At 38.6% G+C, this 25,537-nt stretch carries 33 protein-coding genes; 8 read left to right on the top strand and 25 right to left on the bottom strand.

Annotation, left to right across the window (positions count from 1 at the left end):
• Positions 1-221 precede the first annotated feature (221 nt).
• The 4 genes from ACFX4R_RS03825 to ACFX4R_RS03810 all read left to right on the top strand — a co-directional run bounded on the left by ACFX4R_RS03825 (position 222) and on the right by ACFX4R_RS03810 (position 4,706).
• Complete coding sequence (locus ACFX4R_RS03825) at positions 222-914, top strand: response regulator transcription factor (RefSeq protein WP_043981636.1); 693 nt, start codon at positions 222-224, stop codon at positions 912-914.
• Complete coding sequence (locus ACFX4R_RS03820) at positions 907-1,911, top strand: sensor histidine kinase (RefSeq protein WP_043981337.1); 1,005 nt, start codon at positions 907-909, stop codon at positions 1,909-1,911. The genes ACFX4R_RS03825 and ACFX4R_RS03820 overlap by 8 nt, the downstream gene beginning before the upstream one ends.
• Before the next feature lie 100 nt (positions 1,912-2,011).
• Positions 2,012-2,773, top strand: coding sequence for an ABC transporter ATP-binding protein (locus ACFX4R_RS03815; RefSeq protein ID WP_162214614.1), 762 nt, complete (start codon positions 2,012-2,014; stop codon positions 2,771-2,773).
• On the top strand, positions 2,763-4,706 hold the full coding sequence (locus ACFX4R_RS03810; RefSeq protein WP_043981335.1) for an FtsX-like permease family protein: 1,944 nt from the start codon (positions 2,763-2,765) through the stop codon (positions 4,704-4,706). The genes ACFX4R_RS03815 and ACFX4R_RS03810 overlap by 11 nt, the downstream gene beginning before the upstream one ends.
• Before the next feature lie 49 nt (positions 4,707-4,755).
• On the opposite strand, the gene ACFX4R_RS03805 is transcribed toward ACFX4R_RS03810, so the two are convergent.
• The 3 genes from ACFX4R_RS03805 to ACFX4R_RS03795 all read right to left on the bottom strand — a co-directional run bounded on the left by ACFX4R_RS03805 (position 4,756) and on the right by ACFX4R_RS03795 (position 7,288).
• Positions 4,756-5,370: a GNAT family N-acetyltransferase gene (locus ACFX4R_RS03805; RefSeq protein WP_377568854.1), complete on the bottom strand. Its 615-nt coding sequence runs from the start codon at positions 5,368-5,370 to the stop codon at positions 4,756-4,758.
• A gap of 107 nt (positions 5,371-5,477) precedes the next feature.
• Positions 5,478-6,020 (bottom strand): dienelactone hydrolase family protein, encoded by a 543-nt coding sequence (locus tag ACFX4R_RS03800; RefSeq protein WP_372482306.1) that lies wholly within the window; start codon positions 6,018-6,020, stop codon positions 5,478-5,480.
• Positions 6,021-6,085: 65 nt separating this feature from the next.
• Positions 6,086-7,288, bottom strand: a complete 1,203-nt coding sequence (locus ACFX4R_RS03795; RefSeq protein WP_043981332.1) for an aminotransferase-like domain-containing protein — start codon at positions 7,286-7,288, stop codon at positions 6,086-6,088.
• A gap of 469 nt (positions 7,289-7,757) precedes the next feature.
• On the opposite strand from ACFX4R_RS03795, the gene ACFX4R_RS03790 reads away from it, so the two are divergent.
• Entirely contained in the window at positions 7,758-7,934 is a 177-nt protein-coding gene (locus ACFX4R_RS03790) for a hypothetical protein (RefSeq protein WP_165592324.1), read from the top strand.
• Between the two features lie 40 nt (positions 7,935-7,974).
• On the opposite strand, the gene ACFX4R_RS03785 is transcribed toward ACFX4R_RS03790, so the two are convergent.
• The 14 genes from ACFX4R_RS03785 to ACFX4R_RS03720 form a co-directional block, all read right to left on the bottom strand.
• Positions 7,975-8,751: a sulfite exporter TauE/SafE family protein gene (locus ACFX4R_RS03785; RefSeq protein ID WP_377568850.1), complete on the bottom strand. Its 777-nt coding sequence runs from the start codon at positions 8,749-8,751 to the stop codon at positions 7,975-7,977.
• Positions 8,752-8,821: 70 nt separating this feature from the next.
• Positions 8,822-9,046, bottom strand: a complete 225-nt coding sequence (locus ACFX4R_RS03780; protein ID WP_013058035.1) for a sulfurtransferase TusA family protein — start codon at positions 9,044-9,046, stop codon at positions 8,822-8,824.
• 35 nt (positions 9,047-9,081) lie between these two features.
• Positions 9,082-10,209 carry an MBL fold metallo-hydrolase gene (locus tag ACFX4R_RS03775; RefSeq protein WP_377568847.1) on the bottom strand — a complete coding sequence of 376 codons (1,128 nt, stop codon included), beginning with the start codon at positions 10,207-10,209 and terminating at the stop codon, positions 9,082-9,084.
• 49 nt (positions 10,210-10,258) lie between these two features.
• Positions 10,259-10,654 carry a DsrE/DsrF/DrsH-like family protein gene (locus tag ACFX4R_RS03770; RefSeq protein ID WP_043981329.1) on the bottom strand — a complete coding sequence of 132 codons (396 nt, stop codon included), beginning with the start codon at positions 10,652-10,654 and terminating at the stop codon, positions 10,259-10,261.
• 25 nt (positions 10,655-10,679) lie between these two features.
• Positions 10,680-11,231 (bottom strand): sulfurtransferase TusA family protein, encoded by a 552-nt coding sequence (locus tag ACFX4R_RS03765; RefSeq protein WP_043981328.1) that lies wholly within the window; start codon positions 11,229-11,231, stop codon positions 10,680-10,682.
• Positions 11,232-11,286: 55 nt separating this feature from the next.
• A complete protein-coding gene (locus ACFX4R_RS03760) occupies positions 11,287-11,583 on the bottom strand; it encodes a rhodanese-like domain-containing protein (RefSeq protein ID WP_043981327.1) in 297 nt (98 codons plus the stop codon).
• A gap of 22 nt (positions 11,584-11,605) precedes the next feature.
• Positions 11,606-11,962, bottom strand: coding sequence for a rhodanese-like domain-containing protein (locus ACFX4R_RS03755; protein WP_043981326.1), 357 nt, complete (start codon positions 11,960-11,962; stop codon positions 11,606-11,608).
• Between the two features lie 28 nt (positions 11,963-11,990).
• Complete coding sequence (locus ACFX4R_RS03750) at positions 11,991-12,473, bottom strand: DsrE/DsrF/DrsH-like family protein (protein WP_013058040.1); 483 nt, start codon at positions 12,471-12,473, stop codon at positions 11,991-11,993.
• A gap of 47 nt (positions 12,474-12,520) precedes the next feature.
• On the bottom strand, positions 12,521-12,748 hold the full coding sequence (locus ACFX4R_RS03745) for a sulfurtransferase TusA family protein (protein ID WP_028409366.1): 228 nt from the start codon (positions 12,746-12,748) through the stop codon (positions 12,521-12,523).
• A gap of 92 nt (positions 12,749-12,840) precedes the next feature.
• The gene (locus ACFX4R_RS03740) at positions 12,841-13,101 is read right to left on the bottom strand and encodes a metal-sensitive transcriptional regulator (protein WP_098248003.1); all 261 of its coding nucleotides are present in this window, start codon (positions 13,099-13,101) and stop codon (positions 12,841-12,843) included.
• Complete coding sequence (locus ACFX4R_RS03735) at positions 13,091-13,456, bottom strand: hypothetical protein (RefSeq protein WP_057234884.1); 366 nt, start codon at positions 13,454-13,456, stop codon at positions 13,091-13,093. The genes ACFX4R_RS03740 and ACFX4R_RS03735 overlap by 11 nt, the downstream gene beginning before the upstream one ends.
• A gap of 332 nt (positions 13,457-13,788) precedes the next feature.
• Positions 13,789-14,106, bottom strand: a complete 318-nt coding sequence (locus ACFX4R_RS03730; RefSeq protein ID WP_025750968.1) for a hypothetical protein — start codon at positions 14,104-14,106, stop codon at positions 13,789-13,791.
• 301 nt (positions 14,107-14,407) lie between these two features.
• A complete protein-coding gene (fabI, locus tag ACFX4R_RS03725; RefSeq protein ID WP_014459159.1) occupies positions 14,408-15,187 on the bottom strand; it encodes an enoyl-ACP reductase FabI in 780 nt (259 codons plus the stop codon).
• 130 nt (positions 15,188-15,317) lie between these two features.
• Complete coding sequence (locus ACFX4R_RS03720; RefSeq protein ID WP_043981322.1) at positions 15,318-16,190, bottom strand: LysR family transcriptional regulator; 873 nt, start codon at positions 16,188-16,190, stop codon at positions 15,318-15,320.
• A 114-nt stretch (positions 16,191-16,304) separates the two neighbouring features.
• On the opposite strand from ACFX4R_RS03720, the gene ACFX4R_RS03715 reads away from it, so the two are divergent.
• The gene (locus ACFX4R_RS03715) at positions 16,305-17,198 is read left to right on the top strand and encodes a DMT family transporter (protein WP_043981321.1); all 894 of its coding nucleotides are present in this window, start codon (positions 16,305-16,307) and stop codon (positions 17,196-17,198) included.
• Between the two features lie 33 nt (positions 17,199-17,231).
• On the opposite strand, the gene ACFX4R_RS03710 is transcribed toward ACFX4R_RS03715, so the two are convergent.
• From ACFX4R_RS03710 to ACFX4R_RS03700, 3 genes are all read right to left on the bottom strand, one after another.
• Entirely contained in the window at positions 17,232-17,732 is a 501-nt protein-coding gene (locus tag ACFX4R_RS03710) for a GNAT family N-acetyltransferase (protein WP_377568841.1), read from the bottom strand.
• 14 nt (positions 17,733-17,746) lie between these two features.
• On the bottom strand, positions 17,747-17,929 hold the full coding sequence (locus ACFX4R_RS03705) for a hypothetical protein (RefSeq protein WP_377569069.1): 183 nt from the start codon (positions 17,927-17,929) through the stop codon (positions 17,747-17,749).
• Between the two features lie 170 nt (positions 17,930-18,099).
• Positions 18,100-18,810 carry a GntR family transcriptional regulator gene (locus tag ACFX4R_RS03700; protein ID WP_043981319.1) on the bottom strand — a complete coding sequence of 237 codons (711 nt, stop codon included), beginning with the start codon at positions 18,808-18,810 and terminating at the stop codon, positions 18,100-18,102.
• A 284-nt stretch (positions 18,811-19,094) separates the two neighbouring features.
• On the opposite strand from ACFX4R_RS03700, the gene bglA reads away from it, so the two are divergent.
• Positions 19,095-20,534 (top strand): 6-phospho-beta-glucosidase BglA, encoded by a 1,440-nt coding sequence (gene bglA, locus ACFX4R_RS03695; protein WP_043981318.1) that lies wholly within the window; start codon positions 19,095-19,097, stop codon positions 20,532-20,534.
• 81 nt (positions 20,535-20,615) lie between these two features.
• Here the strand turns inward: bglA and ACFX4R_RS03690 are convergent, their stop codons facing one another.
• The 5 genes from ACFX4R_RS03690 to ACFX4R_RS03670 form a co-directional block, all read right to left on the bottom strand.
• Complete coding sequence (locus ACFX4R_RS03690) at positions 20,616-20,765, bottom strand: hypothetical protein (RefSeq protein ID WP_013058052.1); 150 nt, start codon at positions 20,763-20,765, stop codon at positions 20,616-20,618.
• A 187-nt stretch (positions 20,766-20,952) separates the two neighbouring features.
• Entirely contained in the window at positions 20,953-22,350 is a 1,398-nt protein-coding gene (locus ACFX4R_RS03685) for an NCS1 family transporter (RefSeq protein ID WP_377568838.1), read from the bottom strand.
• 242 nt (positions 22,351-22,592) lie between these two features.
• On the bottom strand, positions 22,593-22,856 hold the full coding sequence (locus ACFX4R_RS03680) for an excalibur calcium-binding domain-containing protein (protein ID WP_013058054.1): 264 nt from the start codon (positions 22,854-22,856) through the stop codon (positions 22,593-22,595).
• Between the two features lie 98 nt (positions 22,857-22,954).
• On the bottom strand, positions 22,955-23,887 hold the full coding sequence (gene bla, locus ACFX4R_RS03675) for a class A beta-lactamase (protein ID WP_377568835.1): 933 nt from the start codon (positions 23,885-23,887) through the stop codon (positions 22,955-22,957).
• A gap of 170 nt (positions 23,888-24,057) precedes the next feature.
• Positions 24,058-24,603 carry a cupin domain-containing protein gene (locus ACFX4R_RS03670; protein WP_162214627.1) on the bottom strand — a complete coding sequence of 182 codons (546 nt, stop codon included), beginning with the start codon at positions 24,601-24,603 and terminating at the stop codon, positions 24,058-24,060.
• 138 nt (positions 24,604-24,741) lie between these two features.
• Between ACFX4R_RS03670 and ACFX4R_RS03665 the strand changes: the two genes are divergently transcribed.
• Positions 24,742-25,359: a LysE family translocator gene (locus tag ACFX4R_RS03665; protein ID WP_377568831.1), complete on the top strand. Its 618-nt coding sequence runs from the start codon at positions 24,742-24,744 to the stop codon at positions 25,357-25,359.
• Positions 25,360-25,537 lie beyond the last annotated feature (178 nt).

Genomic DNA, 25,537 nt, shown 5'->3' with positions numbered 1-25,537 from the left:
ATTTCTTTAAAACTATAGCTACATTTCCTATTTTACGCACATTGCTTTCATAACAGCTCTCCTTTTTTCACTAGAGTTCAATATATGTTTATAAACTATGCTCGTCGAAAGCTATTCTTTCACATTTTATAAAGAACGCCGGTGAATCTACTATCACATATGGTAAATAAAAGGATATTGCTATAAAATAAGTATAAAAACAGAAAGCGTGGTACGTGTTATTGTTTAAACTTCTTTTAATTGAAGATGATGTAACGCTGTTTAACGAACTGAAAGAACGGTTGGAGCAATGGTCTTATGATGTTTACGGCATTCGTGATTTCAGTAACGTTATGCAGGAGTTTAGCGAGGTAAAACCTGATTTAGTTATTATGGATATTCAGCTGCCGAAGTATGACGGGTTTCACTGGTGCAGAATGATTCGTTCTCATTCAAAAATCCCTATCATTTTTCTATCTTCACGTGATCATCCTTCTGATATGGTAATGTCTATGCAGTTCGGAGCCGACGACTTTGTGCAAAAGCCGTTTCATTTTGATGTGCTTGTAGCAAAAATACAGGCCCTTCTCCGCCGCGTATATAATTACAGCGTTGAACAAGTAAACCTTCTTTCATGGCAAGGAGCTACGATTGATTATGAAAAAAACAAAGTATCAACCGAATCTACAGCTATCGATTTAACCAAAAATGAAATCTTTATTTTAAAATGTTTAATACAAAAAAAGAATATGATTGTAAGCCGAGATGAACTGATTAATAGTTTGTGGGAAGATAAACGGTTTATTAGTGACAATACGCTGACGGTAAACGTCAATCGCCTGCGAAAAAAATTAGATGAAATTGGACTTGGAGCTTTTATTGAAACAAAAGTCGGCCAAGGTTACGTAGCCATTGAAGAGGAACGCTATGATTAAACTCTTTATTCGCGAGCGTTTAAGCTGGATCTTTTTCTTTTTCATCATGCATTTTTTTATGCTTTTTATCGCGTATATTGATGAATCCATTCCTCTGTCTTCGATTCTCTATATCGTGTTTTTATCATCGATTATCTTTCTTATTTTCTGCGTCTTCCGCTATCACAAAGAAACGAAATTTTATCAAAAACTAAAAGATGAAGAAGACTTCTTTGATTCTTCTACTCTTTCTCATCCGCTGCGTCCGTTTGAAAAGATTGTTCAGCGAAACCTGATGCAACAATTAGAACAAGCGAAAAAAGATGGCGTGCAAACTCTGCTGCACGTGACGCAGGAAAAAGATGAACTGTTAGCTTGGATTCACGAAATTAAAACGCCGTTAACTGCGATGCATTTAATAATTGAACGCTTAGAAAATCGAGAAGTTAAAGCAAACTTGAAGTTCGAGTGGCTACGCATTCACTTTTTGCTTGATCAACAGCTGCATCAAAAGCGCATTTTCTTTATCGAAAATGATATGTATATTGAACATCTTGATTTAGAGTCCCTTATTTTCACTGAAATCAAGACGCTGCAAGCTTGGTGCATGCAAAAAAATATTGGGTTTGATGTGGACCTACAGGCAGAACGTGTACTGTGTGACGCAAAGTGGCTTTCGTTTATTATGAGACAGCTGTTAACAAACGCAGTCAAGTACAGTGAAGAATCTGATGTGATGATTAGAAGCTACGAGCACCGCGGTCAAGTATACATCGAGGTAAAAGATAACGGACGGGGCATTTCTCCTCAAGATATGCCGCGCATTTTTGAGAAAGGTTTCACCTCAACTACGCAGCATGAAGACAGCCGCGCTACAGGCATGGGCTTATATCTCGCTCAAAAAGCTGCGCACGCTCTTTCTATTCACATTGGCGTGCAGTCTGCCCTTAATGAAGGCACAACGTTTACGCTTGCCTTTCCTAAATCAAATGATTTTGTGGATATGAAAAGCATGTGACAAAAATGTCACATGCTTTCGTTATTTGTTCGGTGAATCAAAGGAAAAGCTAAAGCCCTTTTTTTATAATAAACGTATCAGATCAAAGGAGTGAGTACATATGAACATATTAGAAGCAACTAATATTCATAAAAGCTACGGAAATAAATTTAATAGACAAGAAGTATTAAAAGGCGTAGACATTACGATTATGAAAGGAGAATTTGTAGGAATTATGGGCGCTTCAGGATCAGGCAAGACGACTCTTCTGAACGTGCTTTCCTCCATTGACAAAATCAACGGAGGAACCATCAAAATCGAAGGAAATGAAATTAGCAGAATGAAAGAAAAGCAGTTAGCAAACTTCCGAAAAACACATTTAGGCTTTATTTTTCAAGACTATAACTTGCTCGATACGCTGACAGTAAAAGAAAATATCCTCTTGCCTCTTTCTGTTGCAAAAACTCCTTCAGCAGTAGCTCACAAAAAATTTGATGCGCTTGCCAAACAGCTCGGCATCTATGAGGTGAAAGACAAATATCCAAGTGAAATTTCCGGGGGACAAAAACAGCGTACTTCCGCTGCAAGAGCCTTTATTCATGAGCCAAGCATGATTTTTGCTGATGAACCCACAGGTGCTCTTGATTCAAAAGCGGCCAGCGATTTGCTAAACAAACTGACCGAGCTTAATGACAAAAGAAGCGCAAGTATTGTGATGGTAACGCATGACCCAGTGGCAGCCAGCTATTGCAGCAAAGTCATTTTTATAAAAGACGGACAAATTTATACGCAGCTGTACAAAGGCGATCAAACGCAAAAAGCCTTTTTTGACGATATTATGAAAACGCAAGGCGTGCTAGGCGGAGTTCAACATGAACATTAATCAGCTGATTTTCCGCAACTTCAAAAAGAATGTAAAAAATTATTATTTATACGTTTTTGCACTAATTTTCAGCGCGGCTTTATATTTTGCTTTTGTAACGCTGCAGTATGACCCCGCTCTTGATGCAACCAAAGGTTCGATTAAAGGAGGCGCAGCGGTTCGGGCCGCTTCTGTTTTACTTGTAGCCATTGTTTCTATCTTTCTATTATATGCAAATACGATTTTTATTAAGCGGCGCAGTAAAGAAATTGGCTTATTTCAGCTAATTGGCATGACAAAAACAAAAATTTTCCGTATTTTGACGGCTGAAAATTTTATGTTGTATTTTGCCTCACTGATTATCGGCATTTTAATCGGTTTTTCGTTTTCAAAAGCGGTCATTATGATTTTGTTTAAAATCACGGATACAAAAGGCATTGCCAAGCTTCATTTTTCCGAAGAAGCCTTGATTCAAACGCTGATTGTGTTCGGCGCTATCTATTTGCTGATTATGACGATGAATTATCTTTTTATTAAAAGACAGACCATTTTGGCTTTATTCCGAGTTACTTCATCGACAGAAGGCAAAACAAAAAAAATCAGTATACTTGAAATTATTATTGGAATTCTTGGCATTATTTTTATCGCTTCAGGCTACTATATTTCTGCTAAATTGTTTGACGGATCTTTTACAAGCATGAATGCTTTGTCTATCGCAATGGTATCCATTTTAGCTTCGGTTATCATCGGAACCTATTTGTTTTATAAAGGCTCAGTTCGCTTTTTATTAAATCTCATGCGAAAAAGCAAAAATGGCTACTTGACGATTAACGACGTATTATCTCTTTCTTCCATTATGTTTCGGATGAAATCAAACGCGTTATTACTAACGGTTATTACAACCGTATCCGCTCTTGCTATCGGTTTTTTATGCTTGAGCTACATTTCCTATTACTCTGCTGAAAAGTCGGCTGGAGACTATGTACCTAACGATTTTGCTATCAATAATTCAAAAGACGCTGCTTCATTTAAAGCCGCACTGGATCGAAAGAAAATAGCCTACACGGAAAAAAAGATCGACGTCATCCAAGTAAAAGCAAACGTAAAAAACATCTTAGAAAATGATTTGGAAAGCCCGATGGTGGATTCGTCCGCTATGATTTTTCCGATGGTTAGTGAAACATCCGTTAGTGGTGTAACCATAGCTCAAAATGAAACTTTATTTACCGGCTCTAATGATATGCTTCAACAAGCAATGGCATTTAAAGACTCCGGACAAATTGAGCTAAAAGGAAAGAAAAAAGTCGTCCCGCAAAAGTTTATAGGTTTAAACCGAAAATTTATCTTATCTACCTATTTTACAAGCGGTATGCCTGCTGCCATTGTAGACGATGCTGTATTTAATGAGCTAAAAAAGGATGCGGATCCTTCTATTCAAAAAGTATCTTCTGTCTACACTGGGATAGACATATTAAATGAAGATAACTTACCAAAAGCAAATGCGCTTTTCGGAGAGATAAAATTTAGCGATAATAGCTTAAATAACTCGCGTATAGAAATGGCAACGAATCAAAAACAAAATATGGGTCTAATCATGTTCATTGTTGCTTTTCTAGGACTGGCATTTCTAATTACATCAGGCTGCATTCTTTACTTTAAGCAAATGGACGAAAGTGAAGATGAAAAGCCAAACTATACGATTCTTAGAAAATTAGGCTTTACCGAAAAAGACTTACTAACTGGCATAATGATTAAGCAGCTTTTTAACTTCGGCATCCCGTTAACCCTAGGCTTGCTTCACAGCTATTTTGCCGTACAGTCCGGCTGGTTCTTATTTGGAACTGAACTTTGGATGCCTATGATTATCGTGATGATTGTCTATACTGCCCTGTACTCTATTTTTGGTATTTTATCTGTTCTTTACTATAAAAAAATTATTAAAGAGGCTCTTTAACGATCAAAAGGCACAAGCTAGAGCTTGTGCTTTTTATCTTTAAATGCCATTAATTGCTGGCATTTTCTTTATTTCCCTGACTGGCTGCATGTAAAAACCCTTCTAGTCGCTTTTTGACAAACGGCCACTCGTCGTCAATTATACTGAAGATAACCGAATCTCGTACGTATCCATCAGGTAAAAGCATATGTTTTCTGCTGATGCCTTCCTGGGTAGCCCCTAACCGTTTAATAGCAGCTCTGGACCTATTGTTTCGTACATCCGTTTTGAATTGAACGCGGTGAAGCTTCAGCTCTTCAAAACAGTATTTTAACAATAAATACTTACACTCCGTATTAACCCGGGTGCGCCACACGGACGGATGGTACCACGTCCAACCTATTTCTACGCTTTTGTTGGGAAGTGATATATCTAAAAATCTCGTGCTTCCTACAATTGAATGTGACTCTATATCAAACACAGCAAAAGGCAGCTCTCTTCCCTCTTGCTTTGCTTTTAAAGCACTTTCAATCAGCCGTTTCATATCACTTAGACTATGAACTTTTACGGGGAGATGCTCCCAAATTCCTTTCGGTTTTGCAGCTTCATAGAGTCCTTGCTCATGCATTTTCCCAAGCGGCACTAGCTTTACCGCTGTTCCTGCAAGCTCAACTGACTGTAACATAACCTCGCTCCTTTTCGATACATTTAAAGTAAATGTTAATACATGTATATGTACTGAAAAAGAGTCAGTTTCTGCTTATTGTAAGGTATCACTTTCAGAATACATAGCTAGTGATCAGCTAATTGTTTTTCGAGAAAATCACTTATTGTTTGCAAGGCTTGGTCTGCTGATTCTTTATTAAAGGTTTGTGAAAAAGGATTCATAAAACCATGAACGCCATAAAACTTTTTGATTTCCAAAAGCGGCTCTCTTTTTTGCTCTAATGAATTTATTAAAGAGTCTACATTAAATGTTTGCTCTTCAGCAGGAAAAATAAGAAGAGTTGGGCAAACAGGACTTCTATTTACATAATCTCTAATGCGTGATCCGTAACAGCCAATCACAAAGTTACACAAATTGCTTTCACTGCATAGCCACGACATTGTCGCTCCTACACTGAAGCCTATAACTCCTACTTCTTCATATTCTTGTTTTAGTTGAATTAACATGTTAGTAATTTGTCTTGAACCCTCATCAATACCAATGTTTTGAACAAAGTTTTGATAAGCCATTCCTTCTTCTTCATAGCTATAAGGAGCGTCTTTAGATAATAAGTTAGGACAGATAATATCTGCCTCTAACTTAGACAATTTCTCTTTCATCCACTTCATATGATCATTCACACCGTATATTTCATGAATTAATAAAATCGCTTTATTTGATTTTTCCATTACTTTTATAAAACAGTCGTTTCCCTTGTCAATTCACGATGCAATACGTCTCCCATGCGCTTCATGCCTTCAACGATTTGTTCAGCAGACATATTAGAATAATTCAAGCGCAGCGCATTGTTTCTTGTGCCGTTTGGAAAGAATGGCGTTCCAGGCACACAGGCTACGTTATTTTTTAGACATTCTGAAAAGATATGTGCTGAATCGATTCCTTGGGGCAGTTCCACCCAAATAAACAATCCGCCTTCTGGCTTACTGTAAGACAAATTCTCCGGGAAAAATTCTTCGATGCACGATAGCATTTGGGTACATCGCTCTTTGTATACGGCTTTAATTTTTTGAATGTGCTCTTCGATATCATAAAGCTCCATGTACTTAGCCGTTACGCGCTGAGCAAAGCTGTCCGTATGCAAGTCAGCCACTTGCTTAAACGCTACGTACTTATCAATGAAAGCTTCGTCTGCACATACCCAGCCGATTCGAAGACCTGGCGCAAAAATTTTAGAGAATGTGCTGATGTAAATCACTCTGTTTTCTGTATCAAAATGCTTAACCGGGGGCAGCGCTTCTCCTGCAAATCGGACTCCTCCGTACGGATTATCTTCTACAATCAGCACGTCGTATGCGTTCGCAAGTTCGATCATTCGCTGACGTCTTTCTCGCGTTAAGGTGCGCCCTGTAGGATTTTGAAAATCAGGAATCGTATAAATAAATTTAGCCTGTGGATTTTCCTGAAGCTTTTTCTCTAGCTCTTCCATAATCATTCCGTCTTCGTCCATGTCTACTTCTACAAACGTCGCATTGTAGGATTTAAATACGTTAATGGCTGCTAGGTACGTTGGGCTTTCACAGATTACCACGTCTCCGTCATTAAGAAACAGTCTTCCGGTCAGATCGATTGCCTGCTGAGATCCGGACGTAATTAAAATGTTCGAAACCGTGGACTCAATGCCGATGTCCTGCATTCGTTTAGAAATTGCTTCTCGTAAAGGGATATACCCCTCTGTTGTACTATATTGAAGCGAAGCGGCTCCGTCTTCATTTAATACGGCGCGGCACGCATCGTTCATTGCTTCAACGGGAAATAGCTCCGGTGCTGGAAGTCCTCCTGCAAACGAAATGACTTCTGGTCGTTCCGTTACTTTTAAGATTTCACGCGTTTCAGAGGATTTTACAAGACTAGCTCGTTGGGCAAATTTATCTTTCATTGATGATCATTCCTTTTCTAGATTTTAAACTTTTAATAATGAGTTAATTATTCGAATAGTCAGAAAAATTAAAACGAAAGCCTTCCCTATGAGCTCAGGCTTCTTTTAAGCCTTGGAAGATGCCTTTTTAATAGACAACTAGCATCTGCTTGCTCTCTGACTCTTCATTTCTTCTTGATGTCACATTCTCCTTTCCGTACATATTTTTCTTATTCACTATTTGTAATACAAATCAAAGGTCGTACGATAAATATGGCCTTGTATTTAATGTATGTTAAAAAGGATAACATAAAAATCAAATAAATAAACAATAAATTCTATAAATTCTTAATTTTTTATGCAAATATATTTATCTTAGTAAATTATTTTGTAAGATCCCTTCCCTTTTCATTGACCTACCGTGCAAAACCCTTTATAATCCTTATTAACTCGATAAGATTTAAAGGTTTTAGTACAGGAGTGATGAAAAGTGAAATGGCTTCATTTGCTGTTTAATGAACGATGTCCTAAATGCAAGCAAGTGTTAAATACATCAAAATCCAATGCGCTTCGCTCTACTGTTGTAAAAGTATGTCCGTCGAACCACTATCAAAAAGAATTTCATCCTGCGCTTGAAACGTTTGTGGAAAGTGATGAAGTACTATAAAAAAAGCTAAAGCTATGGGAACCCATAGCTTTAGCTTTTTTTATAGCAGCCCCCACCAAATCTTAATTGCCGTTGTTAAGATTAAACCGGCAAGGATCCACTGAAGCACTTTTGTATTCATTTTCTGCCCCGCTTTTGCACCGATTGGAGAGGCAATCAGGCTTGCCGCCACTAAAATAAGTGCAGGTATAAATGGGATTTGATGCGTTATCAGCTTGCCAACCGTCGAACCATTGGAAGAAATAAAGGTAACGGCTAGTGAAGTTGCGATGGTAATTCGAGTTGGAATTTTAAGCACCACGAGCATCACAGGAACTAAAATAAAGGCTCCTCCTGCTCCTAACACGCCTGCTACGGCTCCGATAAGCAGTGATAAAATAGAAGCTAACCCTTTATTGAATTGAAGTTCGCCTTCTTTTATCTCATCTAAATTTTTCTTTGGAATAAACATCATAATAACCGCAATAAGAGCTAAAACTCCATATACAACATTTAATCCTTGTTCATTCATATAATGTGAGCTGTAGCTTCCAAGCATGCTTCCGATTAGAATATTGCTGCCCATATATAAAATTAATGATTTGTTTAAAAATCCGCTTTTTCGATACGCCCATACGCCGCCTATTGTCGCAAAGAACACTTGAACAGCTCCTGCACCTGAGACTTGATGAGCCGTTAATGCTCCTACTCCTACTAATGGAGGAATATATAACAGCATCGGATAATTAATAACAGACCCGCCAATACCGACCATACCGGAAATAAACGACCCAATAAATCCAATAAGAAAAAGCGTGATGATAAATGTAAGATCCATCTATAGTCGCTCCGTTTCATATAAGGAAAGGGTACCTTTTACAAGAGATACCCTTTTCGTCCATTATTTCTTATCCTTTTTTAATCCAAAACTTAAAAACGTCGCCTTCTTCTGTATGAAGAAGCTCGTGACCGCCAGATTTTGCCCAGGCTGCAAGATCGTTTTTTGCCCCTTTATCCGTTGCATGAATTTCTAACACTTGACCTGCTTCAAGTTCATTCATTGCTTTTTTTGTTTTAACAATCGGCATTGGACATGCCAGCCCTTTTGCATCTAGTACTTTAGTTGATTCCATTTCTCTCTCTCCTTTGTTTAAGCTGAACTTTTTACTTAGCGAATCGCACAGCGGTTTGGTCCAATTTCCATTTCACGCTGTTTTTCTTCATCTGGACTTACTTTCCCCATATTGGTTTCACGGATTTCTTGATATGCATTTGGCTGCGGCGGTAAATTATCTGTTACTAAGTGTCTGAACTCTGCTTCGTCTTTGATGTTTAATCCATGATTTTTCGCAAACAAAGTACCTAACTTTTCAGCTACGCTGCCGTTATCATTTAGCTCATCAATAATCATAAAATGAGCTGGCAATACGATTAACTCATCTGATAATGCTTTATAGCGTTTATAAAGCGTCTCGCGAAGATCGCCTACCCAGTCTTCAGCCATACCAGCTAAATCAGGACGTCCAATTGAATCGATGAACAAAATATCACCTGAAAGTAAGTATTGATCGTCTACGATAAAAGAAGTTGATCCAATCGTATGACCCGGTGAATAAAGAGGCTGAATCGTAATCATTGTGTTACCAATCACGACATCACTGCCTTCTTCTAACGCCTTGTAGTCAAAAATCACTTCTTCTGCATCTTTTGGAGGCAGCCAGTACGCTGCATTTGTTGCTGCAGCAATAACTCTTCCTCCTGAAATGTGATCTGCATGAAGGTGCGTATCAAACACATGCTTAACAGTGACACCAAGTTCTTTGGCAAAGTTAATATACACATCCGCCATACGCGTCGCATCAGTAATAGCCGCTTCACCGTTTGATACGATCATATAAGATAAACATCCTTTACCGATACGAACAAACTGATAGATCTCTCCGCCATCTTTTAAATCTCCGACTTTAACAGGCTCTAAATATTCACTCCACGCTTTCATACCGCCTTTAAGGTACGATACGGTAAGCCCCTCTTCTGAAAGCATGTCAGCTACCATCACGGATGAACCTTCTTTGGCGCAGACAACTAATACTTCTTTATCAGAAGGGATTTTTTCTAAGATTTCTTCTACTCCGTCTAAAAGATCGAAGTATGGAACATTTAAATGCTGAAATTGATGACCTTCGATTTTCCAATCGCTAAAATCACTTTCGTTACGAACGTCCAAGATAAATAACGCTTCTTTATTGATAATTTTAGATGTAACTTCTTTTGCAGTAAGTACATGTACTGTCATATTAAAATACCTCCTATAGTATTTTTTCAGTTATAGTCATTCGTTAAAATTAAAAGGTTAATGACACATTTGCATCTTTGGCGAAATCTAAAAACGTAACAGCTCCGCCTACTTCAATACCGTCTACAAAATCTTCTTTTGTTAATCCCATTACATCCATTGTCATTTGACAGCCAATGAATTTAACACCCATTTCTTGCGCCATTTCAACAAGCTCCGGAATAGACGGGACATTTGCTTTTTGAAAACCTTCAGCGAAATGCTCTTTCCCTGCAGGCATAGTTAATTGTTTATGTCCCTCTCTATGAATAAGATTTAACCCTTCAAATGTAAAGAAAATCGATACTTCTTGATCGCTTGCTGCCGCCGCAGTGGCAATGTTAAATACTTTATATGCATCAAATAATCCACCGTTTGCTGCGATAATTGCTACTTTTGAACTCAATTTAGTTCCTCCTTTATTTGGTTATTTACTCTGTTTTACCTGTCCAGTCACGCATACCAGGAACCACATTAATTAAGTTTTTAAACCCTTGCTTTTTCATCGTTTGCCCTGCCATTTCACTTCGTCTTCCAGAGTGGCAAATAATGTAAATTTTATTCTCTTTATTTAGCTCATTCGAACGTTTTTCTACTTCACCAAGCGGAATATGAACTACGCCTGGAATATGAGCTTCATCGTATTCTTCTACTTCACGAACGTCTAAAATATGAAGATGTTCATCATTCTCTACTTTTTTCGCAAATTCTTCTAATGAAATTTCAGGAATTGGCGTTACGTTTTCTTCAGCGCCGCCTTTACGAAGAAAGTGGTGAAGAACGTCACCTGCTGCCTCGGTACCTAAATACTCATGACCTGTGCTTTTTGCCCACGCTTGTAAGTCAGCCGTAGAGCCTTTATCCGTTGCTTGAATTTCTAGTACTTGACCTGCTTCTAATTCATTCATTTTCTTCTTTGTTCTTACGATTGGCATTGGGCATGCTAACCCTTTTGCATCTAATACGAAGTTTGCTTGCATCATTTCTTTTTCCTCCTTGGTTTAAATACTAGTAGGGGTATATTTTTATCTAAAAAAATTAGACCGTTTCCCCTTTCCATTCCATCATTCCGCCTGTCATATTCGTTACATTGTAGCCTTGCTGCTCAAGAAAACGAGCTGCCATTCCGCTTCTGCCTCCAGAACGACAGACAACAATGTAGTGGTTTGTTTTGTCTAACTCATGCATACGGAATTCTAATAAAGGAAGCGGGATATTTAACGCGTTTGGAATTTTACCTATTTTTACTTCCTCTACTTCACGCACATCTAAAATGTGAATTTGTTCTTGTTTTTTTACTAATTGTTCTACTTCTTGTGCCGCTATTGTCTTCACGCTACGTCTCCTCCTTCTTGATTTATCTCCACGTATTCATGCCGCCTTTAATGTTGGTGATAGATGTAAAACCTTGCTTTTTCAAAAGCTTACTTGCTTTCATACTTCTCATTCCGCTTTGACAAATAACGACTACTTCTCTGTCTTTTGAAAGCTGGCCTGTTTGCGCAGGCAGTTCTGGTAAAGGAATGTTTCGAAATCCTTTAATGTGTTTAGTCCGAAATTCATGCGGTGTTCGCACATCGATAAACTGTTTATGTTTATTTTTTAACTCTGCTTTTAATTCCATCGTCGATATTTGCTGTATTCCTTTTACTGGTGCAAAACGCTGATACAAAAACCACAAAAGAAAGACGATAATAAGCGCATTGATAATCATATTAACCCTCGCTTCATTGAGTTATCTTTTAGATGAATAAGTTTACGTTTCCGTCTTCTGCGTCGGCTAAATACGCCGCTACGCCCGCATATTCAATATTATCTAACAGTTCTTTTTCCTGTAACCCTAGAAGATCCATCGTCATCGTACAAGCCACTAGCTTCACATCTTGTTCTTGTGCCATTTCGATAAGCTGCGGCAGCGTTAGAGCATTATGCTTTTTCATTACGTTTTTAATCATTTTAGGTCCCATACCTGCAAAATTCATTTTAGATAAGCCCATTTTATCCGCACCGCGCGGCATCATTTTGCCAAACATCTTTTCTAAAAATCCTTTTTTCACCGGCACCATTTCTTCTTTACGAAGCGCATTCAATCCCCAAAACGTATGGAATATCGTCACTTCATGGTCATAAGCAGCCGCTCCGTTGGCAATAATATAAGCTGCCATCGCTTTGTCATAATCACCGCTAAATAATACAATTGTTGTTCGTTTCTTTTGTTCAGTCATGTTGTTCCTCCTATTACCCTATGGGGTATATTTGATTTTTAAAAAAATTAGCCTTTTTGAATGTAAAAGATAAATGTACTGCCTTCTTCTTTAAAATCAATAAGCTCGTGTCCTGTTGATTTTGCCCAAGCTGTTAAATCACTTTTAGCACCTTTATCTGTCGTTTGCACTTCTAATACTTGACCTGTTGTTAAAGTATCCATTGCTTTTTTTGTTTTTACGATTGGCATTGGACAAGCTAATCCTTTTGCATCTAAGACATGATCAATTTTCATCGTTTTTTTCTCTCCTTTTTATATACATATACCTGTAAGGGTATAATATACTAAATAATGATATTCGTCAACCTTAAACAAGGTGACAATGATTAACGACTTTTCACTAACAGCTGTACAGCTTCTTTCACTAAACCTTCCGTTGGCTCTCCTTGCTCCAGGCTTTCTCTGACGCACTGTTCAAGATTGCTGCTCACAATAACTCCCATTGTGCGATCAATGGCACTTCTTACAGCAGATAATTGAGTCACGACGTCTCGGCAGTCTTTTCCTTGCTCCATCATGCTAAGCACGCCTTTTAGCTGCCCTTCAATTCGGCGCAGGCGATTTTTCACCTGTTGGTTATACTCCATAATCAAATACCCCTTTCTTTCCTTTACTTTTACACTTACATGCTGCTAACTCATAGCTGCGTACTTCAAAACCTTTTTTTCGTAAGAACCTTACGCCCAAATTTAACTCCACTCTATCTCCGGCAATCAGATGAACACTGCCCTGTGGAATTTCTGAATAAAAGCGTTTTAGATACGCATACGGAATAACTATACCAATAGAATCGCGAACTTCATGGTAATGACGAATATCTACAACCGTTCGCCCAAGTTCTTTTGCTTCAGATTCACGTATGCACTGTATTCCTTTAACGGGATAATAACGTCTGTATGCAATAAATAAAATAGCAAGCAACAACACTGCTATATAGAGCATAACAATCACCGCCTTGCTATTGAATTAATGTTGTTTACATGCTCTATATTATACCCCTATAGGTATATTGTCAAGCGAGAAAATTATATTTAATTTTGCTCATTTACATAGTTGCTTTACCTCGAACTAGTCCATTTTATACAGCTTAGGCATTATGAATGTTGGTCTTTAACTCGCTTTATATATGTACCCCCTACCCTATTGACCAAACATATTTTTCATCATCGTCGCTCGTATACAGCGCTGAAAATCAAGCTTACTGCATCATTCACGTCTACACACAAAAGATCCAGTTCCCAAGGAGAACCGGACCTTTTATGGTAAAAAGCTGATTAGCTTTGATGATAAATATTATGCCATTGATTCCACGAACTGTGTGGATGCTGCTGGTGCCACTGATTCCATGGCACATATGGATTTTGCTGATGCCATTGATTCCACGTACCGTGCGGATACTGATGATGCCACTGATTCCAAGGTGTGTATGGATGTTGTTGATGCCATTGATTCCATGTGCCGTGCGGATACTGTTTATGCCACTGCTCCCACGGTACATGAGGATGTTGCTGATGCCATTGATTCCACGTGCCTTGAGGATGCTGATGATGCCATTGTTCCCATGGAATATAATGTTGCTGTCCTTGATGCATATTTCGTCAACTCCTTTTCCTTTGCCACATCATATGTTCTTTTTAGAATTTAGAGCTTATCTATTTTAAAATATAGGCGTTTGATTAATTATGAATTAAATTACGTATTTCTTCTCTTTACTTATAGGCATGAGCTCTTGTTTTATAAGTGGAAGCACGTATTTATGTAGAAGTATAGAATGAATATTTCTTATGATTCACCTTATTGCTAATAATATTTCTTTCAGGGGTCTATGTTTTTTGGGATGCATTTGTCTTCCCATGAAAAAAACACCTTCTCATTCGAGAAGGTGTTTAAGAATTAACCTACAATATTGTAACCAGCGTCTACGTGTACGATTTCTCCCGTTACGCCGCGTGAAAGATGGCTCAATAATACAACCGTCATGTCGCCAACTTCTGCTTGCGTTACGTTACGCTTAAGAGGTGCTTTTTCTTCAACTTTGTGAAGAATTTGGTTAAAGTCAGAAATGCCTTTTGCTGCAAGCGTACGAATTGGACCTGCTGAAATAGCATTTACGCGGATATTGTCTTTTCCTAAGTCTAATGCTAAGTATTTTACTGAAGACTCAAGCGCTGCTTTCGCTACGCCCATTACGTTATAGCCTTCAACTGCGCGCTCTGCACCAAGATAGCTCATCGCTACAAGAGAACCGCCTTCTGTCATAAGAGGTTTTGCTGCTTTTGCTACCGCGATAAATGAATAAGCGCTTGTATCTTGAGCAAATGCATATCCGCTTCTTGATGTATTGATGAACTCACCGTTTAAATCCTCTGAGTGAGCAAACGCAACAGAGTGAATCACTCCGTGAACTGTGCCTGCTTCTTCTCCGATTTTCTTGAACGCTGCTTCAATGCTTTCATCGCTGTTCACGTCACATTCAGCAATTAGTGATGCTTGAATTTCATTTTTTTCTAGCAGCTTGTTCAATTTTCCTAGTGAACGTTCTTTACGGTATGTAAAAATTAAGTTTGCTCCTACTTGGTGAAGGGCTTTTGCAACACCCCAAGCAATACTTCTGTCGTTGGCAACTCCCATGATCACAATGTTCTTGTTCTTTAATTGTAATAAATCTTCCATATTATCCTCCAAAAAAAATTAGTCATCAATGATGACTAATAGGTAATTGTATAGCTTTATTATAGCACAAAGATGCGCTTAGTTCCTAAGAGTCTTATGAATTAACCGATTTTGCTCTATAAATAATCTCCTACTTATCCGAATCCTGCAGCCATGCTTGTGTTGTTTCAGCAAATTTTTTGGCTGCAGGTGAAAGATGATAACGAGTAGCTAGACCAATTGAACGGTAGCTGTCTACTTGAAACGGAATCGCACGCAGCTCTTGCGGGATCGAATCCAAAAGCATTTCAGGTAAAATGCTAATTCCTAAGTGATGCGTAACCATCGATAAAATAGCACTTTCATCCATTAATTCAAAACGAATGTCAGGCTGAATGCCACGTTCCTCAAACAGTTGCTTAATATCATGATAACCGCCGTATGTCGGCATAATAAACGGTTCTTTCTCTAGATCTTCAAAAGAAACGGTTTTCTGATGGTATAGAGCACTTTGATTCGATACGACGCACAGCAGCCGGTCTTTTTTTAAAGAAATAATATGAAATTGACTTGAATGCGTAATGTTGATAAAGCCGCAGTCTATTTCTCCGCTCAGCAGCCACTGTTCAATTTCAAGGTAGTCGCCTTCCTTGAGCTGAATTTGAATGTCAGGGTAGTTTTTCTCCATCAGCCGAATAATTTCAGGAAGCCATTTGGTTGACACGCTTTTAAAAATACCGATTTTAATCGTTCCTTTTGCAAGACCCAATAGGCTGGCTGCTTCTTGATGAACTTTTTCATTTTCTTGCAGCACTTTCCGAATAGCAAGCAGCATCGTTTCGCCTTCTGTTGTTAAGGTAATCCCCGCCCTGTTTCGATTTACAAGCGGAAAGCCAAATTCCGATTCAAGATTTGTAATGGCATGACTGACCGCTGACTGCGTGAGCGCCATCGCATCTGCCGCTTTTGTAAAGCTTTGCAATTCCGCTACTTTGTTTAAAATTTCGTATTTTACTAAGCTCATTTTACCCCGCCTCAACATGAATTTAATTCATGTTCATCATTATAAAGATTCATTTTATTAATATCAAATTCCTTTGTATACTGTGAGTACATGATAAACAATGGAGGGTTGAACGTGAGTTACCGCACACGAGCAAATATGATGATGATTGGGGTAAACGTATTTTGGGGTATGTCGTACGTGTTTATGAAAATGGGGCTGAGTTCACTCGGATCATTTACCATTATTGCGCTTAGATGTTTGATTGCTTTTTTCATTGCCGGGCTGTTTTTTCATAAGCCTTTACGGCAAATCACACGCAAAACGATTTTATCATCCGCTATTTTAGGCTTTTTACTGTTTTCCGTTTTTGCATTTGTCACGTTTGGCGTCAGCATGACGTCTGCTTCAAACGCCGGATTTCTTGTCAGTTTAACGGTCATTTTTGTTCCGTTGCTCCACTGCTTGTTAGTGAAGAAGCTTCCTTCTTGGCCGATTGGGCTTGGTGTTATCACTACCCTAACCGGTATAGGTGTTTTAACTTTAAAGCACTCCTTTCATATGAATGCTGGTGATTTACTTTGCATCGGGACCGCACTATGTTATGCCATTCATATTACGTTAACTGGCACGTTTACAAAGAATGAAAATCCAATTGCTCTCGGCATTTTACAGCTGGGCTTTGCTGGATTATTTGCACTGATTTGCAGCTTTTTATTTGAACACCCTAGCATCCCAACTACTTTATCATCATGGATTGCAATATTAGGTCTTGGCGTTTTTTGCAGCGCGATTGGATTCATTTGTCAAGCCATTGCCCAGCGCTACACAACTCCTACTCACACAGGACTTATTTTTGCAACGGAGCCTATTTTTGCTGCGCTGTTTGCCGTTCTTTTTTTGCATGAGCTGTTTACGCTTAAAGAACTGATTGGTTCTGTTATTGTGGTTGCGGGGATTTTAATTGCTCAGTTAGACAATTTGCTACTTAAAAAAAGAGTTCATTATCAAGAGACATTGCCAAAGTAAAAGCCGCTAGATTCCTTAACCTAGCGGCTCACTTTATACCTTATATGTATAAAACTTCTTATCTACGTTCATCACCGGGAAATTCTCAGGCAGCTTTTCTTTCTCTATATGTTGAAACCCATTTTTCTCATAAAATCGATGAGCAGCTCTATATTGTAACGTGGTTCCTAAATATATTCTTTCCACTTCTCTCTCTTTTGCCCACGCGATGGCTGTATGCAATAACCGGTGAGCTGTTTTCAAGGTTGCTCCTCTATAAGACTTTGCTACAAACATTTTCCGCAGCGCTACTTGACGGCTGCCAATGTCTATTAAAGCTACGCTTCCTACTACTCTTTCGTTGCAAACAGCAACCCAGAAGTTTCCGTTTCCCTGTTGATAAAAGCTTTCGATTTCAAACAAATCAGGCTGATCTTTTTCCGTTATTGGAATTTGGTATTCTTGCTGCTGAATATGAAGAATTAAATCCACTACTTGCTGTTGATACTTGCTAGCATATGGCTGAATAATGATACTTTCACTTAAAACCTCCACCACCTCTAATCAGTTTATTCCGTCTTACTTTTGACTATTTTTAATACTGCACAGCTTATGTTCATTATAAAACCAATCACAGCACCTGCAAGAATCGATATCGCACCTACAGCGATAAAATCGCCTTTAGTCGGCTGAAATAAATTCATGGAAAGCAAACCGAACATAAAAAGCATGGGAATAAGATAACTCAGCATCTTTTTCAACTTCGCACCTCATTTCCTTATCTTTATAAACCCTGTAACCATTTTATCGTATAGTAATTTCCTATTTATTACAATCATTATCTTATTTCATATTTTTATCGAAAAAATGAAATAAAGTGCCTGCCTCTCGTTCCTTACTAATTGAGAGACAGACACTTTTTTTATAAAACATGACTAGTTGCTTGTAAAAAGAACTGAGATTGTTCGTAGTTGTACGTTACTTTTGAAAAGTCAAACGGCTGGCCGTTGGCTAAGTGAAAAAGCGTTTCAATAAATAATTTAGGATCCCCTTCTTTTAACCCTAAGTACGTGGCTTCTTCTTTGTTCAGCTTGCCAACGTGAAGATACAGATCAGAAAACCCGATTTTTAAGCCAAGTCCTTCTTTAATGTAATGAAAAATAGACTGAGAAACAATTTCGTTATTCAAGTACGTAACGATGGATTTATTATAAAACGATTCTTCTAGACAAAGCGTCTGGCCGTTGATATACCGTACTCTTTTTACATAATAGACGTCACTATTTTCTTCTATGTTTAAATTTAACGCGGCTTCTTGCGTCGGCTTTCGTACATCTAACTCAATCACTTCCGACGTTAGCTGAAAATCTTCAAGTTCACTCGTAAATCCTTGATTGGAAAGCAAGCCAATATAGCCTGTTCGTTTATGGCGACGGACAAAAATGCCGCTTCCTCTTACTTGAAAAACCACGCCTTTTTTCTCCAGCAGATCTAGAGCTTTTGTTACCGTACTTTTGCTTGCCTTAAACTGCGCCATCAGCGTTTCTAATACCGGCAGCTTATCTCCTTGCTGAAGCTTATGGTCTTCAATATAGGTTTCAATTTCAATTGCAATTTGTTGGTATTTGATCATAGCTATACCTCTTTACTGAATTTGTCTCAAGAATAACACGATTATACCATAATCTAACTCCATACCATAAACTTTAATTATTCATTAATTATTATTTTATTAGGGTATTGATAAATTGTATCGATACAATTATACTAAAAGCGTATAATCAACAAAGAGATTAACAATCACGCCGGTTATTATCACCAATTTAAGCGCTTATCGAGAAGTGATTGTTGAAGATATTGAAAATAGCGGGCTGAATCAAACATTATTTACCGTAGTGAAATAAGGAGGAACTAACAATGACAAAGATGCCAAAGAATTTTTTATGGGGCGGCGCATTAGCAGCTCATCAATTTGAAGGTGGATGGAACCAAGGCGGAAAAGGACCGAGCGTAGTAGACGTTATGACTGCAGGAGCGCACGGTGTAGCGCGACAAATCACTGAAACAGTGGAAGAAGATAAATTTTATCCGAATCACGAAGCGATTGATTTTTACCACCGCTACAAAGAAGATATCGCGCTGTTTGCAGAAATGGGCTTAAAATGTTTGCGTACGTCGATTGGCTGGAGCCGTATTTTCCCTAAAGGCGATGAAGCTGAGCCAAACGAAGAAGGACTAAAATTCTACGACGATGTATTTGATGAACTGTTAAAGCATGGAATTGAACCGGTTATTACGCTGTCTCACTTTGAAATGCCCCTGCATTTAGCTCGAGAATACGGCGGATTTAGAAGTCGAAAAACGGTGGACTGCTTTGTGAAGTTCGCTGAAGTTTGTTTCGACCGCTATAAAGACAAAGTCACGTACTGGATGACGTTTAATGAAATTAACAACAAAATGGACGTACACAACCCGCTATTCTTATGGACGAACTCAGGTGTTTCTGTAAAGCCGGGTGAAAACGCAAAAGAAGTGATGTATCAAGCAGGACATCATGAACTGCTTGCAAGCGCTCTTGCCGTATCAAAAGGAAAAGAAATTAATCCGAATTTCCAAATCGGAGCGATGGTTTCACATGTGCCAATCTATCCTTATTCTTCAAATCCTGAAGATGTGATGTTAGCAGAAGAAACAATGAGACAGCGCTACTTCTTCCCTGACGTTCAAGTTCGCGGCTATTACCCAAGCTATGCGTTAAAAGAATTCGAACGAGAAGGCTATCATATTCCGTTTGAAGAAGGCGACGAAGAAATTTTACGAAACGGAAAAGTTGATTATTTAGGCTTCAGCTATTACATGTCCACAACGGTTAAAAGCGACGTTGAAGCTGATAACACGGGCGATATCGTAAACGGCGGATTGCCAAACGGCGTAGCAAATCCTTATATCAAATCAAGCGATTGGGGCTGGTCAATTGATCCAACGGGCTTGCGCTATACGTTAAACCGCTTCTACGACCGCTATCAAATTCCGCTGTTCATCGTAGAAAACGGATTTGGTGCCATTGATACGGTTGAAGAAGACGGATCCATTCATGACGCATCACGAATTGAATATTTAAAATCGCACATCGAAGCGTTAGAAAAAGCTGTGATGTACGATGGTGTTGATTTAATGGGCTATACGCCATGGGGAATTATTGATATTGTTTCCTTTACAACAGGCGAAATGAAAAAGCGATACGGCATGATTTATGTCGACCGTGACAACGAAGGAAACGGATCAATGAAGCGCTACAAAAAAGATTCCTTTAACTGGTACAAACATGTAATTGAAACAAATGGTGAAGAACTATAAGAAATTAGAAAAAGCCGGACTCCTGCGTAAAAACATAGGAATCCGGCTTTTTTAAAACGTGTAAAAATAAAGGCAAATACGTTATCTCGGTTTATCTACTAACTGTGTTTGCGCAATTTCCGTTTGCTTAATTCCCGCTCGTTGAATTTCATCAGCAAACGATTCATGTTTCAGCGTTTTGATTACCTTTTCGCTTCCATCCCGAAGAGTATACACTCTAAATTCATACATACTCTACCCTCTCCTTTAAGCTATGATTGATGCGATACATTAGATGCGCTCCTGTAAAAGCAACTCACAATAGAGGTAACTTTTTTCTCTTCTTTACTTTACCCACTTTTTAGGAAACTAGACAAAGAGATTTAATCTGACGCGATAAAAGCCTTTGCAGCAAGCAAAGGCTTTTATCGATGGAATGTTAGTATTCAAAGATGGTTCCTTTTTTAAATTTTGAATGTTTAAAAGCAAATTTCGTTAAAAGAATATACGCGACTCCTGCAACTACCACTCCTATAATCCAGCCTAAATCGACTTCGATAAACGCAGCACCTGCGCCAATGAGCATCGCAAGCATGGCGCATGGATTGTAGCCAGAAAACGGCCCTTTTTCTTGATACAATTCTTCTACGTTTACTCTTTGTTTTCGTAAAATATAGTAATCAACCAGTAAAATAGAAACAATTGGACCTAAAAAAGCAGAGTAAATCAAAATGAACAGCCCAAGACCTGCAGCTGACGAATCTTGAACAAGCACCCAAGGGAACGAGCAAAAGGCAAGGAGTCCAGTAATGGTCACTGCCACTTTATAATTTGCTTTTGTCAGCAGCGTAATCACATACGTAGGCGGAATAATGTTCGCCACCATGTTTACGGCAATAACGCCAATCACAATAAAAGCCGATACAGCGACGGTGATATACGAATTATTCACTACAACCGCGAACGCTTTAACTGGATTGGAAATACCCGTAGCAGAAGCAAGCATTGCCCCGATTGTAAGAACGAATCCATAGGCTACTAGAATTGGTGTAAAGTATAAGAACCCACGCTTTGTGTCGCTAATTCCTGGCTTCAGTTCTCTAGAGTAATCGGCTGCGCTTAGAAAAATCGCTGCATAATTCCCCATGAACATCATAATGAAAGAAAAGAACGGAAGTCCCCATGAACCTTTTGTATGTACCCACTTCTCCCCTACTACCTCACTATGAGAAGTTAAAAGAACACCAAATACGTAAACAAGGCCAAGCAATATGATGATTGAAGCAAGCATCTCTACCCATTTAACCGCGTGGAAGCTGTACAGGGAAAGCACGATTTGCAGTAGCTGAATGATAATAAAGCAAAGAACAAGATTGTCAAAAGACCCTTTACTCACAATTTTCCCGATTTCGTTTAAAGCGGTACCGCCTGTCCAGCTTTGGAAACCATACCAAATGATAGCTGGAATACCTCGTAAAAGAGACGATATGACGGATCCTTTTATTCCAAAAGACATTCGAAGCTGCATCACATACGGTATGCCCGTCTTATAGCCAATTCGATCGTTTAACACAAAAAAAGTAGAAATAATACCAATGGCAATAATCGCTGCCACAAACGTTTGAAAAAGATTTAATACCGCAGTACCTGCTACTACTAAGCTTGCGCCAAGCGTCATATTTCCTAAATTAACGCCGTCTCCAATCCACATAAACATATAAGACATCGGAGTTAGCTTTCGATCACTTTCCGCTTTTGGCTTCAGTGACGGATCAAGACCTGCATCTTGATGAGAATGCACCTCTTCTATAACGGAACTTGTTGCATTTGTAGACACTATACACTCAACTCCTTTTGTATGATGTTTCCACCCTAACTTCTAACATCTGATGTAAGTTAACTTAACATGTACATAGTGTATACGAATTCCAGCGCAAGTTCATTATTATTTTTGTGAATTTTCTGATATTATTTTGTGCGGTTTAACTAATTTTTGACCTCAACTCGCAACATACAGGAGTTGATGATAATAAAAAATCCAAGCGCTTACAATAAGCGCTTGGAGGAGTCAGCTAGTATTTATTTTTCACAGGCAATGTAGTCTTTATCTCGATCTAGCTTTGTATTGGCATCATACAGTGATTTTGACACATACGGTTTGTACTTTGTTTTGCCGCCTTTATTTGTTACATTAGCCGCACGAGCTACGCCGCCTTTGTAGTCTTTGTTTAATTCCGTACAGTTTTTGTAAGATTTAGCTGCCGCATCTACGTTTGAAACTGTGCTAAAAGATACGCTCGTTAATAAACCGAAAGATAGAACAATTGGAAAAATCTTTTTCACAAGAGATACTTCCTTCCTATATTTTTTCTAATTAATAATAGAATGTTCTATCGATCTTTTCAATCTTTTTTTTACATTTAAACTACTATTATCCAATTTTATTTACGAGTAACTTTAAGAGTCTTCACCGCTTGTTTAGCCGCTTCTGCAATTAGTTTATCATTATACTCCGCATCTTTTTCCGCACGATTGGAAAGGATCGCAAGAACAATTGGATCTCCTTTTGGCGGCCAAAGGATAGCAATATCATTTCGCGTCGCGTATGAGCCTGCGCCTGTCTTATCGGCTACTTCCCAGCTTTTCGGCACGCCCGCTCGTATTAACGCATCCCCTGTTGTGTTTCGCTTCATCCAATCTGTTAAAAGTGCACGTTTGTCTTCAGGAAGTGCCTGTCCAAGTACATATTTTTGAAGACTTGCAGCGAGTACTCTTGGTGTACTTGTATCGTGGGTTTCTCCTGGATTCACTTCATTTAAATCCGGTTCAAAGCGCTCAGGCAGCGTCACATCGTCTCCTATGTTTTCTAAAGCTTCTTTAAATCCATCCGGTCCGCCCAGCTGCTGCAGAATTAAGTTCCCTGCCGTATTGTCGCTGTAGCGAAGCGATGCATCCGCGAGTTCTCGAAGAGTCATGCCTGTATCCACGTGCTTTTCTGTAATTGGATTATAGTTTACAAGGTCATCGCGCGTATAAAAGATTCGTTCGTTGAGATCTTCAGTTGACTTCTGCTGTAAAAGTGCACCGACAGCGAGAGCTTTATGAGTAGACGCATAAGCAAAACGCTCGTCCGGGTGATACGTTACCGTTTTATTGGTGCCCGTATCTAATGCAAAAACGCCAAGATTCGCATCATATTTTTCTTCAAGCTTAGCAAACTCTCGATCACTCTTCGTTTCTTGCCTTTGACAATTTACCGTTTCAGCATGTACCTCGCTGCTTGAAAAGCTTACAGCCGCCGCGCACGACAGAGCGATTACAGGCATCATTTTTTTAAGCTTTGAAGTACGAAACATCTCTTTCCATGTCTTCATTACCCTTCAACACCTTTCAAAAAAGTATTTAGTATGTATTCTCTTAGGTAGAGATTACCAACAATTCTATTTTATCAATTGTTTATCCTTACAAACATGATAGCTTTATCACATTTGTATAATAAAAGTGTCTCACACTGAAGATGAGCAGTATAAAAATCGTAAGTATTTTAAAAAACAGGCGGTGTGACTGAGAATAAAATCACCGCTTTCTCCTCAAAGGGATTGTCCCATTTGTGCTTCAGATGCGAAGGGATTTTGACGCTGTCTCCTTTTTCTAGCACGTATACTTCCTCTTCCAAAGATACCTTAATTTTTCCTTCTAAGACATATGCCACTTCCTCCCCTTTATGCGCTAAAGGAGATTCTGATGAAGACTTCATCGGCGGTATTTCCATAATCGCCGTAGCTAGATTTCCCGTAAAGTCTGGTGATACTAGCGAATACGTTAACTCTTTTACTTTCATCGTTGTACGCTCGTTCGACCGTACGACTAAATGAGAGGTATTTATTTCTTCAAGTAAAAAACTGAAAGTAGGAACATCGAGGCATTTAGCTAAAATTTTAAGCGTGGAAATGGACGGATTAGCTAATCCTCGCTCAATTTGACTTAACATAGACGGCGTAATCTCCGCTAATTTGGCTAATTCTCGACTGCTTAGCCCCTTTGCTTTTCGAAATTTCTCTACTTTTTTTCCAATATCTATGTTTTCCATGATGATTCCTCCATAAAAAAACGTTTAATTACATTTAATTTTATTAAATTAAACTTAATAAATAGCGTTACTTATGTTAAATTATATTTAATAAATAAAATACAGTTTAATACTATCACAGTAAGGAGGAAGAAAAAAATGAACGACATCTTCACCTTTTTGATTCTCACACTATTTGTTATTATGAGTCCTGGTATTGATACTGCTCTTATTACCAAACGAACGATGTCAGGTGGACAAACGGGCGGCTATAAAATGGCATTAGGATTAGCGAGCGGCTCTTTAGTTCATACACTCGCCGCTACGTTTGGTTTATCAGCTCTTCTTCTTCAGTCAGCTCTGGCATTTGAAATCGTAAAATATGCAGGAGCCCTGCACTTAATGTACTTAGGAATCTCTGCTTTTCTTTCTAAAAAAACCGATACAGTTTCTCCTATAAAAGAGGAGAAGTCAAAAGAAACATCCGCTTTTCGTCAAGGTCTTGTCTCAAACGTCCTTAATCCAAAAGTGGCGGTGTTTTTCTTAACTTTTTTACCTCAATTTGTTCAAAGTGATCAAAACGTAACGCTTCAATTACTTCTGATGGGAATAACCTATACGATCCTTGCTATCACGTGGTTTTTCGTATTCGTCTTTTTTATTAACTATTTACGAAAATGGCTCACAACACCTAGCGTTCAGCGCTTTATGGATAAAGCAACGGGCGTCGTGTTAATTGGGTTTGGATTAAAGCTTGCTTTTGAAAAACATAAATAACAAAAGTATGTTAGTTGAAGAAAGTTCCAAACGAGTTTGATTCTTGATGGAGAATTAAACTCATTTGGATTTTTTTATTGTGATAGTGAACGTAGGTCTAATCAGGTGCTTCTAGCTATTGATTGGAGGGCAAGACGAAGACTCCTGTGGGAAAAGCGGGAATGGTGAGACCCCGCAG

The sequence above is a fragment of the Priestia sp. YIM B13490 genome, assembly GCF_042787735.1.
In the GTDB taxonomy this organism is placed as follows: Bacteria; Bacillota; Bacilli; order Bacillales; family Bacillaceae_H; genus Priestia; species Priestia megaterium.
This window is presented reverse-complemented; position numbering and strand designations above follow the sequence as displayed.

Bases quoted from the DNA above. Each gene is read 5' to 3' on its own strand.
- bglA (WP_043981318.1), top strand. From the start codon at position 19,095: ATGACAAAGATGCCAAAGAATTTTTTATGGGGCGGCGCATTAGCAGCT.
- ACFX4R_RS03795 (WP_043981332.1), bottom strand. From the start codon at position 7,288: ATGAAAGATAAATTTGCCCAACGAGCTAGTCTTGTAAAATCCTCTGAA.
- fabI (WP_014459159.1), bottom strand. From the start codon at position 15,187: ATGGAAGATTTATTACAATTAAAGAACAAGAACATTGTGATCATGGGA.
- ACFX4R_RS03785 (WP_377568850.1), bottom strand. From the start codon at position 8,751: ATGGATCTTACATTTATCATCACGCTTTTTCTTATTGGATTTATTGGG.
- ACFX4R_RS03735 (WP_057234884.1), bottom strand. From the start codon at position 13,456: ATGCTCTATATAGCAGTGTTGTTGCTTGCTATTTTATTTATTGCATAC.
- ACFX4R_RS03740 (WP_098248003.1), bottom strand. From the start codon at position 13,101: ATGGAGTATAACCAACAGGTGAAAAATCGCCTGCGCCGAATTGAAGGG.
- ACFX4R_RS03780 (WP_013058035.1), bottom strand. From the start codon at position 9,046: ATGGAATCAACTAAAGTACTAGATGCAAAAGGGCTGGCATGTCCAATG.
- ACFX4R_RS03705 (WP_377569069.1), bottom strand. From the start codon at position 17,929: ATGCTGAGTTATCTTATTCCCATGCTTTTTATGTTCGGTTTGCTTTCC.
- ACFX4R_RS03755 (WP_043981326.1), bottom strand. From the start codon at position 11,962: ATGATTATCAATGCGCTTATTATCGTCTTTCTTTTGTGGTTTTTGTAT.
- ACFX4R_RS03730 (WP_025750968.1), bottom strand. From the start codon at position 14,106: ATGCATCAAGGACAGCAACATTATATTCCATGGGAACAATGGCATCAT.
- ACFX4R_RS03700 (WP_043981319.1), bottom strand. From the start codon at position 18,810: ATGATCAAATACCAACAAATTGCAATTGAAATTGAAACCTATATTGAA.
- ACFX4R_RS03805 (WP_377568854.1), bottom strand. From the start codon at position 5,370: ATGTTACAGTCAGTTGAGCTTGCAGGAACAGCGGTAAAGCTAGTGCCG.
- ACFX4R_RS03720 (WP_043981322.1), bottom strand. From the start codon at position 16,190: ATGAGCTTAGTAAAATACGAAATTTTAAACAAAGTAGCGGAATTGCAA.
- ACFX4R_RS03800 (WP_372482306.1), bottom strand. From the start codon at position 6,020: ATGAAGTGGATGAAAGAGAAATTGTCTAAGTTAGAGGCAGATATTATC.
- ACFX4R_RS03815 (WP_162214614.1), top strand. From the start codon at position 2,012: ATGAACATATTAGAAGCAACTAATATTCATAAAAGCTACGGAAATAAA.
- ACFX4R_RS03750 (WP_013058040.1), bottom strand. From the start codon at position 12,473: ATGACTGAACAAAAGAAACGAACAACAATTGTATTATTTAGCGGTGAT.
- ACFX4R_RS03820 (WP_043981337.1), top strand. From the start codon at position 907: ATGATTAAACTCTTTATTCGCGAGCGTTTAAGCTGGATCTTTTTCTTT.
- ACFX4R_RS03775 (WP_377568847.1), bottom strand. From the start codon at position 10,209: ATGACAGTACATGTACTTACTGCAAAAGAAGTTACATCTAAAATTATC.
- ACFX4R_RS03665 (WP_377568831.1), top strand. From the start codon at position 24,742: ATGAACGACATCTTCACCTTTTTGATTCTCACACTATTTGTTATTATG.
- ACFX4R_RS03690 (WP_013058052.1), bottom strand. From the start codon at position 20,765: ATGTATGAATTTAGAGTGTATACTCTTCGGGATGGAAGCGAAAAGGTA.
- ACFX4R_RS03745 (WP_028409366.1), bottom strand. From the start codon at position 12,748: ATGAAAATTGATCATGTCTTAGATGCAAAAGGATTAGCTTGTCCAATG.
- bla (WP_377568835.1), bottom strand. From the start codon at position 23,887: ATGAAGACATGGAAAGAGATGTTTCGTACTTCAAAGCTTAAAAAAATG.
- ACFX4R_RS03670 (WP_162214627.1), bottom strand. From the start codon at position 24,603: ATGGAAAACATAGATATTGGAAAAAAAGTAGAGAAATTTCGAAAAGCA.
- ACFX4R_RS03765 (WP_043981328.1), bottom strand. From the start codon at position 11,231: ATGATGCAAGCAAACTTCGTATTAGATGCAAAAGGGTTAGCATGCCCA.
- ACFX4R_RS03810 (WP_043981335.1), top strand. From the start codon at position 2,763: ATGAACATTAATCAGCTGATTTTCCGCAACTTCAAAAAGAATGTAAAA.